The 13,402-nt window shown below is 38.3% G+C and carries 14 protein-coding genes; 9 read left to right on the top strand and 5 right to left on the bottom strand.

Annotation, left to right across the window (positions count from 1 at the left end; all coding sequences use genetic code 11):
* Window positions 1-65 precede the first annotated feature (65 nt).
* The 4 genes from gatC to ABP870_RS05150 all read left to right on the top strand — a co-directional run bounded on the left by gatC (window position 66) and on the right by ABP870_RS05150 (window position 4,515).
* Window positions 66-368 (top strand): Asp-tRNA(Asn)/Glu-tRNA(Gln) amidotransferase subunit GatC, encoded by a 303-nt coding sequence (gene gatC, locus ABP870_RS05165; RefSeq protein ID WP_350014402.1) that lies wholly within the window; start codon window positions 66-68, stop codon window positions 366-368.
* Window positions 368-1,834, top strand: a complete 1,467-nt coding sequence (gene gatA / locus ABP870_RS05160; protein ID WP_350014401.1) for an Asp-tRNA(Asn)/Glu-tRNA(Gln) amidotransferase subunit GatA — start codon at window positions 368-370, stop codon at window positions 1,832-1,834. Before gatC ends, gatA begins: the two co-directional genes overlap by 1 nt.
* Window positions 1,834-3,273, top strand: coding sequence for an Asp-tRNA(Asn)/Glu-tRNA(Gln) amidotransferase subunit GatB (gene gatB, locus ABP870_RS05155; RefSeq protein ID WP_350014400.1), 1,440 nt, complete (start codon window positions 1,834-1,836; stop codon window positions 3,271-3,273). Before gatA ends, gatB begins: the two co-directional genes overlap by 1 nt.
* Before the next feature lie 552 nt (window positions 3,274-3,825).
* Complete coding sequence (locus ABP870_RS05150) at window positions 3,826-4,515, top strand: hypothetical protein (protein WP_350014399.1); 690 nt, start codon at window positions 3,826-3,828, stop codon at window positions 4,513-4,515.
* Here the strand turns inward: ABP870_RS05150 and ABP870_RS05145 are convergent.
* The 5 genes from ABP870_RS05145 to ABP870_RS05125 form a co-directional block, all read right to left on the bottom strand.
* Window positions 4,507-5,043 (bottom strand): TetR/AcrR family transcriptional regulator, encoded by a 537-nt coding sequence (locus ABP870_RS05145; protein ID WP_350014398.1) that lies wholly within the window; start codon window positions 5,041-5,043, stop codon window positions 4,507-4,509. The two genes, ABP870_RS05150 and ABP870_RS05145, sit on opposite strands and share 9 nt — an antisense overlap.
* Before the next feature lie 436 nt (window positions 5,044-5,479).
* On the bottom strand, window positions 5,480-6,115 hold the full coding sequence (locus ABP870_RS05140) for a bifunctional 2-keto-4-hydroxyglutarate aldolase/2-keto-3-deoxy-6-phosphogluconate aldolase (protein ID WP_350014397.1): 636 nt from the start codon (window positions 6,113-6,115) through the stop codon (window positions 5,480-5,482).
* Window positions 6,116-6,126: 11 nt separating this feature from the next.
* Window positions 6,127-7,134, bottom strand: coding sequence for a sugar kinase (locus ABP870_RS05135; protein ID WP_350014396.1), 1,008 nt, complete (start codon window positions 7,132-7,134; stop codon window positions 6,127-6,129).
* Window positions 7,135-7,161: 27 nt separating this feature from the next.
* Entirely contained in the window at window positions 7,162-7,800 is a 639-nt protein-coding gene (locus ABP870_RS05130; protein ID WP_350014395.1) for an RpiB/LacA/LacB family sugar-phosphate isomerase, read from the bottom strand.
* A 14-nt stretch (window positions 7,801-7,814) separates the two neighbouring features.
* Entirely contained in the window at window positions 7,815-8,627 is an 813-nt protein-coding gene (locus ABP870_RS05125; RefSeq protein WP_350014394.1) for a gluconate 5-dehydrogenase, read from the bottom strand.
* 794 nt (window positions 8,628-9,421) lie between these two features.
* On the opposite strand from ABP870_RS05125, the gene ABP870_RS05120 reads away from it, so the two are divergent.
* The 5 genes from ABP870_RS05120 to ABP870_RS05100 all read left to right on the top strand — a co-directional run bounded on the left by ABP870_RS05120 (window position 9,422) and on the right by ABP870_RS05100 (window position 13,333).
* Window positions 9,422-9,856, top strand: coding sequence for a PTS sugar transporter subunit IIA (locus ABP870_RS05120; protein ID WP_350014393.1), 435 nt, complete (start codon window positions 9,422-9,424; stop codon window positions 9,854-9,856).
* A gap of 3 nt (window positions 9,857-9,859) precedes the next feature.
* The gene (locus ABP870_RS05115; RefSeq protein ID WP_350014392.1) at window positions 9,860-11,056 is read left to right on the top strand and encodes a glycoside hydrolase family 88 protein; all 1,197 of its coding nucleotides are present in this window, start codon (window positions 9,860-9,862) and stop codon (window positions 11,054-11,056) included.
* 76 nt (window positions 11,057-11,132) lie between these two features.
* On the top strand, window positions 11,133-11,627 hold the full coding sequence (locus ABP870_RS05110) for a PTS sugar transporter subunit IIB (protein ID WP_350014391.1): 495 nt from the start codon (window positions 11,133-11,135) through the stop codon (window positions 11,625-11,627).
* 37 nt (window positions 11,628-11,664) lie between these two features.
* Complete coding sequence (locus ABP870_RS05105) at window positions 11,665-12,531, top strand: PTS mannose/fructose/sorbose/N-acetylgalactosamine transporter subunit IIC (RefSeq protein WP_350014390.1); 867 nt, start codon at window positions 11,665-11,667, stop codon at window positions 12,529-12,531.
* The gene (locus tag ABP870_RS05100; RefSeq protein ID WP_350014389.1) at window positions 12,518-13,333 is read left to right on the top strand and encodes a PTS system mannose/fructose/sorbose family transporter subunit IID; all 816 of its coding nucleotides are present in this window, start codon (window positions 12,518-12,520) and stop codon (window positions 13,331-13,333) included. The genes ABP870_RS05105 and ABP870_RS05100 overlap by 14 nt, the downstream gene beginning before the upstream one ends.
* Window positions 13,334-13,402: the final 69 nt, after the last annotated feature.

Genomic DNA, 13,402 nt, shown 5'->3' with positions numbered 1-13,402 from the left:
GATAGACTGGATGTAGCTCTTGTTTTTGATTAAAAATAAGCTACAAAACGATAGAGGAGAAATCAATGAAAATTTCTGAAGAAGAAGTACGTCATGTTGCTAAGTTATCTAAGCTGAGCTTCACAGATCAAGAAACCAGTGAATTTGCTCAAAGTTTGACAAAAATTGTTGATATGGTTGAATTGTTAAATGAAGTTGATACAGAAGGTGTGCCAGTGACAACTACCATGGCAGATCGTAAAAATGTTATGCGTGAAGATGTCGCCAAAGCTGGTCAGCCACGAGAGGAACTTTTTAAAAATGTTCCTGAAGAAAAAGACTATTTTATTAAAGTACCAGCCATCTTTGAAGAAGGAGGAGATGCTTAATGACTTTTACTCATAAGACAATTGAAGAGTTGCACAACCTCCTTGTTAAAAAGGAAATTTCAGCGACGGAACTAACTAAGGCGACTTTAGAAGACATCAAATCTCGCGAAGATCGTATGGGATCATTTGTCACTATCGCAGAAGAAGAGGCCTTGAAACAGGCTCAAACGCTTGATGCTAAAGGGATTGATGCTGATAATATTATGAGCGGTATCCCACTTGCGGTTAAAGACAATATCTCTACTAAAGGGATTTTGACAACAGCGTCATCAAAGATGCTATATAACTACGATCCCATTTTTGATGCAACAGCCGTTGCTAATGCTTATGACAAAGATATGATTGTCATTGGTAAAGCAAATATGGATGAATTTGCCATGGGTGGCTCTACTGAAACATCTTACTTCAAGCAGACTAAGAATGCCTGGGACCATACAAAAGTTCCTGGTGGGTCATCTGGTGGTTCTGCTGCAGCTGTTGCGTCTGGCCAAGTACGTTTGTCACTCGGTTCTGATACCGGAGGATCCATTCGCCAGCCAGCTGCTTTCAATGGCGTGGTTGGAATGAAACCGACTTATGGTATGGTATCACGCTTTGGTTTGATTGCCTTTGGTAGTTCGCTTGACCAAATTGGTCCATTTGCACCAACAGTTAAAGAGAATGCTCAATTATTGAATGTGATTTCAAGCTATGATCCTAAAGATGCGACATCAACTAAAAGTCAAGTGGCCGATTTTACCAGCAAGATTGGTCAAGATATTAAAGGTATGAAAATTGCGCTTCCAAAGGAATACCTTGGCGAAGGGATTGATCCTGAAATTAAGGACAATATCTTGGCAGCGGCTAAGCAGTTTGAAAAACTTGGTGCTATCGTAGAAGAAGTCAGTCTTCCCCACAGTAAATATGGTGTAGCTGTTTATTACATTATCGCGTCTTCAGAAGCATCATCAAACTTGCAACGTTTTGATGGTATTCGCTATGGTTTTCGTGCCGAAGATGCAACAAATCTCGATGAAATCTATGTCAATACACGTAGTCAAGGTTTTGGAGATGAGGTGAAACGCCGTATCATGCTTGGTACTTTCAGCTTGTCATCAGGGTATTATGATGCCTACTATAAAAAAGCTGGTCAAGTTCGTACGTTGATTATTCGCGATTTTGAAAAAGTCTTTGCAAAATACGACTTAATTTTGGGTCCAACGACACCTAGTGTAGCTTTTGGTTTTGGTGATAAATCCAAAGACCCAGTTTCTATGTATTTGGCTGATCTCTTGACTATTCCAGTTAACTTAGCAGGTCTTCCAGGAATTTCAATCCCATCAGGTTTTGTGGATGGCTTGCCAGTCGGTTTGCAATTGATTGGTCCTAAATACAGTGAGGAAACGATTTATCAAGCAGCTGCAGCATTTGAAGCAACAACAGATTATCACAAACAACAACCTAAGATTTTTGGAGGTGAAAATTAATGAATTTTGAAACAATCATTGGACTTGAAGTTCACGTTGAATTAAACACGAATTCTAAAATCTTTTCACCATCATCAGCACATTTTGGACAAGAAGCCAATAGTAATACCAATATCATTGATTGGTCTTTTCCAGGTGTTCTGCCTGTTATCAATAAAGGGGTTATTGATGCGGGGATTAAAGCATCCTTGGCTTTAAACATGGCTATTCATCAAGAAATGCATTTTGACCGTAAAAATTATTTCTATCCTGATAATCCAAAAGCTTATCAAATTTCCCAATTTGATGAGCCGATTGGTTACAATGGTTGGATTGATGTTGAGTTAGAAGATGGCTCAACCAAGAAAATCCGTATTGAACGCGCTCACCTAGAAGAAGATGCCGGTAAAAACACGCATGGAACAGATGGTTACTCTTATGTTGACTTGAACCGGCAGGGTGTCCCTCTGATTGAGATTGTTTCAGAAGCAGATATGCGTTCACCTGAAGAGGCTTATGCTTATTTGACGGCCTTGAAGGAAGTTATTCAATATACCGGTATTTCAGATGTCAAGATGGAAGAAGGGTCAATGCGTGTTGATGCCAATATCTCTCTGCGCCCTTATGGACAAGAAGCCTTTGGTACTAAGACAGAGCTAAAAAACCTTAACTCATTTAACTATGTTCGTAAAGGGTTGCAATATGAGATTGAGCGTCAAGCTAAAATTTTACGTTCTGGTGGACAAATTCAACAAGAAACCCGTCGTTATGATGAATCGACTGGCGAAACTATCCTTATGCGTGTTAAAGAAGGGGCTGCGGATTATCGTTACTTCCCAGAACCTGATTTACCACTTTATGAAATTGATGATGCCTGGATTGAAGAGATTCGCACAGAGTTGCCAGAATTTCCAAAAGAACGTCGTGCTAAATATACCTCAGAATATGGTCTTACAGCCTATGATGCTAGTCAGTTGACAGCTACTAAAGCAACGTCAGATTTCTTTGAATCAGCAGTAGCTCAGGGCGGAGATGCTAAGCAAATTTCTAACTGGCTTCAAGGTGAGGTGGCGCAATTTCTCAATGCGGAGAATAAAACATTACCAGAAATTGGTTTGACGCCTGAAAATCTTCTTGAAATGTTAGGCTTGATTGAAGATGGTACGATTTCATCTAAAATAGCTAAGAAAGTTTTTGTCCACTTGGCCAAAAACGGTGGTTCAGCACGCGAATACGTTGAAAAAGCAGGGTTGATTCAGATTTCTGATCCAGAAGTCTTGATTCCTATTATTCACCAAGTTTTCGCTGATAACGAAGCAGCAGTTGCTGATTTCAAATCCGGAAAACGTAATGCAGATAAGGCCTTTACAGGCTTCCTTATGAAGGCAACTAAAGGACAAGCTAATCCACAAGTAGCACTTAAACTCTTAGCACAAGAATTACAGAAATTATTGGATTAGTATTGCTAAACAGTGTTATAGCAATGGGCTAGATAGTCTGAGGATTTTGCCCCTGTCCTTAACCTTCAGGCTTTTGAGCTAATTGTAGAAGAGATTTGGCTAAGGAATGGCACTAATGTTTGATAAGTTCAATATCATTCTTTCTTAAATAAAAAATGAAAATGAGTCTGGGACAAAAAAGATTTCTCAGATAATAAAAATAGAGATTCACGTTTTGGATGAGTCTCTATTTTTAGTTTAAGTGATGTTCTTATGTTACTTGATGAGCCTAATACTCATCCAAAATCAAAAAATAACACGATGTATCGAATAGCAAAAAAGTTATTTTTTGAAATTATAGTCTTTTGAATTAACTTTGCTACTTCGTCACTTTCGCCTTGCCGTACGCGAGTACTGTCTGCGTCTCAATTCCTTGTCTGAAAGCTAATTCATTTGACTATAACTGATTATAAACTGTTAAAGTTTAGACATTTTTAAAAGAAATGTCGTGTACTTCCTCCCATCTTTCTAGTAAACTAGCAGGCATCATAATAGAATTACTGGAGGGTATTTATGTATTTTGGACATTATGCGGTGGCAACAGCCGTAAAGGCAAAAAAACCAGAAATGCCGGTTTTACCAATCTTTTTGGCAACAGGAGCGATTGATATTATGAATGGTCTCTTTATTATGGCTGGAATTGATAAGGTAGATGCTAATCTGAATACGAAGCCTTACCTTTATTTTGATTTAACCTATATCGACTGGGATCATTCACTCTTAATGGGAATTGTTTGGTCCATTTTGGCGGGCTTGCTAGCCTATGCGGTTTATACGAAAGATAGAAAAATTGTTGTAACGACGGGCTTGGTTGCCTTTTCGCACTGGCTCTTAGACTTACCGCTTCACAATGGTGATATGGCGCTGTATCCTGGCTCTTCTATCAAGCTTGGTTGGGGCTGGTGGCAATTGCTAGGTGAATACGGTTGGCATTTAGAAGTCTTTTTCTCACTAGGACTCCTTTACTATACTTATAAGAAAAGTAAGGAATATGGCGAAAATGTTTGGCCACAACTTCTTTTTATGGGGTTACTTATGCTCAATATGTCTCCATGGTTTTCACCGATGAAAATAGTAGCAACCTTCCCAGAGCCTTGGGCACATTTGGTGCATGGCTTTGCAGTCTTTATGGGCTTTATCATACCAGGTTTTATCTTTAAGTGGTTATATAAGAAGACAGGTAAGAAAGCGCGCTTAGCTTAATATCTTGAAAATCAGCTGGCTAATGTCTCTGCTATTAAGCGACATTTCCGGCTTTTTCAATTGGTAACTGATGGCAGCAATGACACTTGCCGCAAATATTTCTAATAGGAAGTCATCTTTTCTCATGCCGTTGTCTCGGAAGAGTAGACTAAATTGCTCCTTAATCGCTGTTTTCCAGAGTTCTGTAAAGGCAAGATTTGGCTGTGCAACCAAAAAGGCGTGAAAGATGTGATGATGTGCAACCACATAGGCCAAGGTCGTTTCAACAAATAAAATATCGCTGACTTGCTGGATAGGACGTCGAAAGAGTTTACGATTGATGTCAACAAGATTTTGGATTGTCCGTTCCTCAATATCGATTTTTAGCTCTTCAATGCTGTCGTAGTAGGTATAAAATGTTGATCGAGCTATGGGTGTTCTTTCACAAATTTCCTTTACACGAATTTTGTCCGCAGAAGTAGTTTCCCACAGGGTGATGAAAGCCTGATGGATGTTTTGTTGGGTCTCTGTTAGTTCTTCTTTTGTCATAGTCAATTTACTCTACTTATTTTTTGGGGGGGATTATGTTGTATCCAAAAGGAATGTTGTCATAGGTAGATGACGTTCTCTTGGTGAAGCTTTACTGAAAGACAATATTGCATGATTTCGGTCATTAGACTTTGTTAGTTATTGAACTGTTATCTGTAAATAGTACAAGAGTAGTAGTTTTTATTTTACTAATAACTTGAGCTCTTCGTCAAGCATATCAAGACAGAGGATTTTTGGTTTTTAGATGCAGGGCATAGAAACTGGAGGTTTGGGACAGTAGTCTATCTGACTAAAGCAAAAAGCAGTGGCACAAAACCGCTGCTTTTGCTTTAGTCAGAGGGATAGTCTTAACAAATATAGTTGTTTAAAACCGATAGTTCTTTTTTTGTTATAAATTAATGCTTACAGTTGTATGTGACTGTCAAGCGGACATATTCTAAGTCTTAGCTAACTGTATAAATTCTGTAGCTATTTTTGTAATGTCACTAAATTGTTGTTTTTCTGCTAGTTGATTAAATTCGCCTCCGATACCAATAATGGAAGCTCCGCTATTAAACCAATCTTGAGCATTGGCCAAGCTGACTCCGCCTGTCACCATAAGGCGAACTTGTGGCAAGGGGCCTTTGATAGACTTAAGAAAACTTGTTCCTAAACTACCGCCTGGAAAAATTTTTACAATTTCACACCCAGCTTCAAGAGCGGTTGTAATTTCAGTTAACGTCATACAGCCAGGGAGATAAGGCACGGTGTAGCGATTGCAAAGACTTGCTGTATCTGCATTGAAAGAGGGGGAAACAATAAATTTGGCTCCAGCTAAAATAGCTAATCGAGCAGTTTCTGCATCTAAGACGGTTCCAGCTCCGATGATAATCTGTTGATTCGTTTGGTAGAGGTCATTCAATGCTTTGATGACTTGGCTAGCTTCAGAGTTAGTATAAGCTACTTCAATAGTAGTAATGCCACCTTCTATGCACGCTTTAGCGGCTTCGATGGCTTGCTCTTTGGTATTTCCTCTTATAACGACGACAACTCTTTGTTGCTCAAGTTTTAATAGTATTTCAGATTTTATCATAAAATTCTTCCTTAACGGACAATGTCATTAGTTTGATTAAGTACTTTTTTGACATTTTCTGGGGATTCAAACATATTATCACCAGAAATGGTACATTTGAGACTGGCCGCAGCAACAGCAAAATCGACAACATCCTGAGAATGATTGTTTTGTAATAGCTGGTAAAGTGCGCCAGCAACGAAAGCATCACCGCTACCAATACGTTCTAAAATTGGCGTTGTTATTTTTTTTGATACAGCGAATTCGGTAGACTTGTTGTAGAGGTAAGCCTGATAACAGTTACGTCCCCACTCGTCTTGTAGACGGCTAGTGTGGAAGATTGTTTGTAAGTCAAATGCCTTAGTTAAATCAACCATCCGTGTTTTAATATCATCTAGACTGGCCATGGAACGATCGAAAAAGCTTGTGTCACTTTCTGAAAGCATCAATGGTTCTATGCCAAAGCAAATATCAATGTCTTTAGCAAATTCTGAAAAGACGCGCTTTGCTTCGAGTGGGTCAATAAGATGGCTTCTAAAATTGAGGTCTAAGGAGAGCAATACCTCTCTTTTTTTAGCTTCTTTGATTAGTAACTTAGTCATATTTCTTAACTCGTTGCTTAACGCTAATGTGATACCGCTAAAATGAAAAATACTAACGTTATCAAAAAGTGCATCAAAATCAATGTTATTAGTCCTCAAATAATGGAGACAGCTTAAGTCTCTATCATAAGTAATGTCACCTTGTCGGCAACCATAAGGAGGTTGGACGAAATAGATACCCAAACGGTGATCAAGTTGTTGAATTGCTGAAACATCAATATGATTAGAACTCAAAAAAGTCATAAAAGTATTACCAATCTGATTATTAGGTAGCGCTGTTAATAGCCGAGTATCCTGCTTAAACCCCTGGAGAGCTCTTGCAATGTTAACTTCTGAGCCTCCGTAGTATAGATTGGTTTGAACTTGATTTGTAAATGTTTGAGATGCTGATGGGCTAATACGAATGAGTGCTTCACCAAATAGAAGTACTTTGGACATAAGAGGAAAAGCCTCCTTTCGTTCTGTTTAGGCTAATAGAGTTTTTAAGAAGTCAGCAATCTCGTCGTTTTGACAGTTATCAAAGAAATAGTCTTTAAAGTGTTTTCCTGAAATGGTTTCTTTTAGGAAATCTTGATCAATGTCAGTTAGTACGGTCATCAGATCTTTATAGGTCAATGCTTTGACTTCATTCAAAATCCGGGCATTTCGTTGTTCTGGGACAGCGCGTTCTTTTGGATAGCCGCCCCCTTTTTCCTCTTCAAAAAGACGTTCGAACATATAACGAAGGTTGAGTTCTCCGCCCCAACCGAAGCCTTTGGCAAAAGGTAATGAAAGAGCATTTCCACCGTTTACCTGAGAGAAGAGGTAAGCGTCAACTGGGTCTACAGCTAGACCACAGACTACCCCAGGAAAACTGTTGCAAGCTAACATTGCACCGACCCCTGTTCCGCAGCCTGTGATAACAAAGTCTGCAGCACCACTATTAAGTAAGATAGATGCCAAAAGGCCGTTTTGAACATAAGTTAATTGGCTTTCGCCTTTCTCACCATACATGCCATAATTAAAGACGTCGTAACCCTTTTGGTCAGCGACTTTTTTTAATTCGTTAAAGATAATACTATTTTTTGCGGCTTGGCTATTTTCATTAATTAAAGCTATTTTCATGATTGTATTCCTTTCTATTCAGGTTGTTTACCAATATATGCTAAGATACCACCGTCGACATAGAGAATATGTCCGTTAACAAAATTTGAAGCATCACTTGCTAAAAAGACGGCTGGAGCGCTTAAATCATCAGGAGTTCCCCAACGAGAGGCCGGTGTTTTTGAGATGATGAATTGATCAAATGGATGTCTAGTACCATCTTCTTGAAGTTCACGCAGTGGTGCTGTTTGAGGAGTTGCAATATAGCCTGGACCAATACCATTACATTGGATGTTTGCGGCACCAAACTCAGAAGCAATGTTCTTAGTTAGCATTTTTAGGCCACCTTTAGCGGCTGCATATGCAGCTACTGTTTCTCTCCCTAGTTCACTCATCATAGAGCAAATGTTAATGATTTTACCATGTCCTTTTTCGATCATTCCAGGAATGACAGCTTTAGATACGATAAAGGGTGCCGTTAAATCAATATCTATGACTTGCCGAAAATCAGCTGGTTCCATCTCCAGCATCGGTGTTCGTTTAATGATGCCTGCATTATTGACTAGAATATCGATAATACCAACCTCGTCTTTGATTTGGTGAACTAATTTTTGAATACCATCTTCATCGGTAACGTCACAAACATAGCCATGGGCTGCAATGCCTAGTTCACTGTAAGCTGCAAGTCCCTTATTTACCAGGTCTTGGTTAATGTCGTTGAAAACAATGGTTGCCCCCGCTTTGGCAAATGCAGTTGCGATAGAAAAACCAATGCCATAAGATGCTCCGGTCACTAGAGCAATTTTACCGTGGAGTGAAAAGTGCTCTAGTGAAAAGTTCTTTGTCATTATAATTACCTCCAAAAATAAGTAGTAAACCCGTTTACAAAGATACTAACACGGTAAACCGGTTTTGTCAACAATTTTATGTTATCGTTTTCAAGAAAACATAAAAAGAATTAGAGTGTAGATAGAACGTGGGTGAAATTTTGGGAACATGAAGACATCAAGAAATTGACTTTTACATCATTAAACAATAACTATTTTTGAAGTATTGTTGATAGGTTAGTATTTCTAAGAGTTTTTTACGTTACAAAATAAGGAAAAGCTGACGAAAATTGTCTAAAGTAGTCGTTTTATTCAATCTGAATGTAGACAAATACTTTAAATAATGACTAATGAATTGAAGCATTAAGCTTGATTGTCACTAAAACTAGTTATGAAATATGTTCATCTAATAGCTGACTTCAGCGTTTTTCTTGCTATACTTAACTTCAAAAGAGTATCAAACGGGACTTTTTCAGTATTCTGAAAGTCACCCATATTTATTTTAAATGGTTTTTTTCTTTGCGAAGAGTATCCATATGATTCCCGTTACTAATAAATAATAGGTGATAAGTAAATAAGCAGGGGAACATCTTTGGCTAGATTAAGTCGTACTATATCGATTGATTATTAAATTTTTAGTATATTAACTATTAGTCTAAGTGCTAGACGTCTCATTTGATTACAATGATTGTTGGGGACTGATGAGAATAAAAAGAATGATTTGAGAAATTTTTATCAAAAAAGTATTGACAGCTTTTTTTGAAAGCGCTATAATTGATTTGCGTAGTAAACCGGTAAACTCAAAAGGAGAAAATATGACAAAAATTATTGTTTTAGCTCATGGGAACTTTCCAAGTGGTATCTTAAGCTCTTTGGAGTTGATTGCAGGAAAGCAAGAAGACATTGTTGGGATAAACTTTCTAGCCTCAATGTCTTCGGATGATTTGCAAAATCAATTATTATCTGCTTTGGGAGATTCCAAACGTATTTTGATTTTGACTGATTTGCTAGGAGGAACTCCCTTTAACATTGCATCGACATTATCCATTTCGGAAGAAGATCGGGAGATAAAGGTGTTAAGTGGATTAAATCTAGCTATGCTCATTGAAGCAGCCTTTTCACGCAATAACTATCATGAACTTGATGCATTGACGGAAAAAGTTCTTAGTTCTGCTCAATTAGGTGTTTCGGAGTTTTCGAAGTGTTTGACAGAAGATGAAGAACAGGTTGAATTCGAGGGAGGGATTTAGGTGATGCCAGTCATAAAAAATGTTGTGATTGAAGAAATCAAGAATAAGGAGGAGTTCCTATCTCATCCATTACTCACAAAGGAAGAAGTTAAGTTAGCGATTAATCAAGCGTTAGAGCAATTACGCTGTAATATTGACTACTTTGGTGAACATTATCCAACTCCAGCCACTTTTGATAATCAATATCATGTAATGGACAATACGGAATGGACGAATGCGTTTTGGACAGGATGTTTGTGGTTAGCTTTTGAGTATAGCAAAGATGAGACAATCAAAGACTTGGCTCATGCTAATGTCTTATCCTTTTTGGAACGTGTTAATCAGCAAATTGAATTAGACCATCACGATTTGGGCTTTCTCTACACTCCTTCTTGTATGGCTGAGTATCGTATTAATCAAGATGAATCAGCACTTGAAGCTTCTATCAAAGCTGCAGACAAGTTAATCGAGCGATACCAAGAAAAAGGTGGTTTTATCCAGGCTTGGGGAGAGTTAGGCCATAAAGACCATTATCGCTTGATTATAGATTGCCTTTTGAATATTCAACTTCTTTTCTTCGCTTATGAACAAACCGGAGACATGAAGTACAAGGAAATAGCTGAAACTCACTTTTATAGCTCTGCTAATACAGTCATTCGAGATGATGCGTCTGCCTTTCATACTTATTATTTTGATCCTCAAACGGGTCAACCTATCAAAGGCGTAACACGACAAGGCTATAGTGACGACTCATCTTGGGCTCGAGGACAATCTTGGGGCATTTATGGTATTCCGTTGAGTTATCGAAAAATGAAGGATGTCCAACAAATACCTTTATTTAAGGGCATGACCAACTATTTCTTGAATCGCTTACCAAAAGATAACGTCTCTTATTGGGATCTTATCTTTAGTGATGGCTCAGATCAATCACGGGATTCATCAGCAACCGCCATTGCCGTTTGTGGCATTCATGAGATGTTAAAATACCTACCAGAAGTAGACCAGGATAAAGACGTCTACAAGCATGCTATGCATACAATGTTAAGAAGTCTCATTGATCATTACTCAAATCGCGACATAGAGTCAGGAAGACCATTATTATTACATGGTGTCTATTCTTGGCACTCGGGAAAAGGAGTTGATGAAGGAAACATCTGGGGAGATTACTATTATTTAGAAGCGCTTATTCGGTTTTATAAAGATTGGGAGCTTTACTGGTAAATAAGTTATCTTAGTAATCTAATCAAACCTAGAAACAAAAAGAAGAAATCCTGAAAGGGAAGAAAAAGGAGAACAAATGGCAGTACCGAATATTGTAATGACTCGTGTCGACGAGAGACTAATTCATGGACAAGGACAATTATGGGTAAAATTTTTGTCCTGTAATACCGTTATTGTGGCTAATGATGCTGTTTCACAAGATAGTATTCAGCAAACATTGATGAAAACAGTGGTTCCAGAATCCATTGCATTGAGATTTTTTAGCATTCAAAAAGTGGTTGATGTTATTCACAAAGCAAACCCAGCTCAGACTATTTTTATCATTGTGAAAGATTTAAAAGATGCTTATCGTTTAGTTGAAGGTGGCGTTCCTATTAAACATATTAATGTTGGTAATATTCACAATGCCGAAGGTAAGGAACAAGTTAGCCGTTCTATTTTCTTAGGGTCAGCTGACAAAGACTGCTTAAGGAGACTACATCATGACTATCAAGTGACATTTGATACAAAGTCGACACCTGCAGGAAACGATGGTGGTGTTGATGTTGACTTATTAGACTACATTATTTGATGCTTATTGAGAAGTATCTATATAAAGGGAGAACAAAATGGATATTAGTATTGTACAAGCTATTTTAATTGGTTTGTGGACAGCATTTTGCTTTAGTGGTATGTTGCTTGGTTTGTATACCAATCGTTGCATTGTCCTATCATTAGGGGTTGGCGTTATCTTAGGAGACCTTCCAACGGCCTTAGCAGCAGGTGCTATTTCTGAATTGGCTTATATGGGATTTGGAGTCGGTGCTGGAGGGACTGTACCACCTAACCCTATCGGACCAGGAATTTTTGGGACATTGATGGCAATTACAACAGCAGCAAGTAAAGATAAAATCACCCCAGAAGCTGCTTTGGCATTATCTACACCAATTGCTGTTGGTATTCAATTCTTACAAACAGCAACGTATACTGCTTTTGCTGGTAGTCCTGAAGCAGCTAAAAAGGCTCTTCAACAGGGGAATTTAAACGGTTTTAAGCGTGCAGCCAATGGCACTATCTGGGCATTTGCAGCTGTAGGCTTCTTACTTGGCATTACAGGTGCCCTGTCCATGGATACGCTTACGAAGATGTTCGCGCTGATTCCACCAGTACTTCTTAATGGTTTAACACTTGCAGGTAGAATGTTGCCTGCGATTGGGTTTGCAATGATTCTCTCTGTCATGGCTAAAAAAGAACTTATTCCTTATATCATTTTGGGTTATGTTCTGGCAGTTTACTTTGGTTTGCCAGCCCTTACGCCAACAGCTAATGAAGATGGGGTGTTAACCGCAGTCACGACGTCATCGGTTTTAGGTGTACCTACAATCGGTGTAGCTTTGATAGCAACGATATTTGCTTTAATTGATGTCTTTAGAAAACCTACTAATACGATGGCAGAATCAAAACCTGAAGGAGAGGCTCAAGATGACTGGATCTAAAAAATTAGCAAAAAGTGATTACACAAAAACAGCTTTACGTGCATTTTACTTACAAAATGGCTTTAACTATAGCAATTATCAAGGTTTGGGTTATGCGAATGTCATGTATCCAGCGCTAAAAAAATACTATGGTAATGATAAGGCTGGACTGACAGCAGCTTTAGAAGAAAACGTGGAATTTTATAATACGAACCCTCATTTTCTACCATTTGTAACGAGTTTGCATTTGGCAATGTTAGAAAACGATCGCCCACAAGATGAAATTCGAGGCATTAAGATGGCTCTTATGGGACCATTGGCAGGGATAGGTGACTCCCTATCACAATTTTGTTTGGCGCCGCTTTTTTCAACTATTGCAGCCTCACTAGCTTCTGATGGGCTGGTGATAGGACCGATTCTCTTCTTTGTTTCAATGAACCTTATCCTAACTACCATTAAACTTGTGACTGGTTTATATGGTTATAAATTGGGAACAAAATTTATTGACAAACTAAGTGAGCAAATGTCAGTTATTTCTCGGGCTGCTAACATTGTTGGGGTTACCGTTATTTCAAGTTTGGCAGCAACACAGGTGAAATTAACGATTCCGTACACATTTGCACCCGATAAGGTCACAAGTGCCTCTCAAAAAATTGTTACCGTTCAAGGTATGCTTGATAAAATCGCTCCAGCGATGCTACCAGTTCTCTATACCTTACTAATGTTTTATCTTATTAAAACTAAAAAATGGTCAACCTATAAATTGGTTATCTTAACCGTTATTATCGGAATTATTGGTAGCTGGTTAGGAGTGCTTGCGTAATAAGATAGAAAAGGGATTGGACTTTGTACTGATCCTTTTTTTATTTAGAATAGTTGGGGAATGATAGGT

Source organism: Streptococcus jiangjianxini, assembly GCF_040225085.1.
GTDB classification, from domain to species: domain Bacteria; phylum Bacillota; class Bacilli; order Lactobacillales; family Streptococcaceae; genus Streptococcus; species Streptococcus jiangjianxini.
Note: the sequence above shows the minus strand (reverse complement) of the source record. Positions and strands in the feature narration are given on the sequence as shown.

What these genes read in the sequence shown, in the direction of transcription:
- ABP870_RS05110 (WP_350014391.1), top strand. Translation starts at nt 11,133, where the DNA reads ATGGCAGTACCGAATATTGTAATGACTCGTGTCGACGAGAGACTAATT.
- ABP870_RS05145 (WP_350014398.1), bottom strand. Translation starts at nt 5,043, where the DNA reads ATGACAAAAGAAGAACTAACAGAGACCCAACAAAACATCCATCAGGCT.
- gatA (WP_350014401.1), top strand. Translation starts at nt 368, where the DNA reads ATGACTTTTACTCATAAGACAATTGAAGAGTTGCACAACCTCCTTGTT.
- ABP870_RS05100 (WP_350014389.1), top strand. Translation starts at nt 12,518, where the DNA reads ATGACTGGATCTAAAAAATTAGCAAAAAGTGATTACACAAAAACAGCT.
- ABP870_RS05150 (WP_350014399.1), top strand. Translation starts at nt 3,826, where the DNA reads ATGTATTTTGGACATTATGCGGTGGCAACAGCCGTAAAGGCAAAAAAA.
- ABP870_RS05140 (WP_350014397.1), bottom strand. Translation starts at nt 6,115, where the DNA reads ATGATAAAATCTGAAATACTATTAAAACTTGAGCAACAAAGAGTTGTC.
- ABP870_RS05135 (WP_350014396.1), bottom strand. Translation starts at nt 7,134, where the DNA reads ATGTCCAAAGTACTTCTATTTGGTGAAGCACTCATTCGTATTAGCCCA.
- gatC (WP_350014402.1), top strand. Translation starts at nt 66, where the DNA reads ATGAAAATTTCTGAAGAAGAAGTACGTCATGTTGCTAAGTTATCTAAG.
- gatB (WP_350014400.1), top strand. Translation starts at nt 1,834, where the DNA reads ATGAATTTTGAAACAATCATTGGACTTGAAGTTCACGTTGAATTAAAC.
- ABP870_RS05115 (WP_350014392.1), top strand. Translation starts at nt 9,860, where the DNA reads ATGCCAGTCATAAAAAATGTTGTGATTGAAGAAATCAAGAATAAGGAG.
- ABP870_RS05130 (WP_350014395.1), bottom strand. Translation starts at nt 7,800, where the DNA reads ATGAAAATAGCTTTAATTAATGAAAATAGCCAAGCCGCAAAAAATAGT.
- ABP870_RS05120 (WP_350014393.1), top strand. Translation starts at nt 9,422, where the DNA reads ATGACAAAAATTATTGTTTTAGCTCATGGGAACTTTCCAAGTGGTATC.
- ABP870_RS05125 (WP_350014394.1), bottom strand. Translation starts at nt 8,627, where the DNA reads ATGACAAAGAACTTTTCACTAGAGCACTTTTCACTCCACGGTAAAATT.
- ABP870_RS05105 (WP_350014390.1), top strand. Translation starts at nt 11,665, where the DNA reads ATGGATATTAGTATTGTACAAGCTATTTTAATTGGTTTGTGGACAGCA.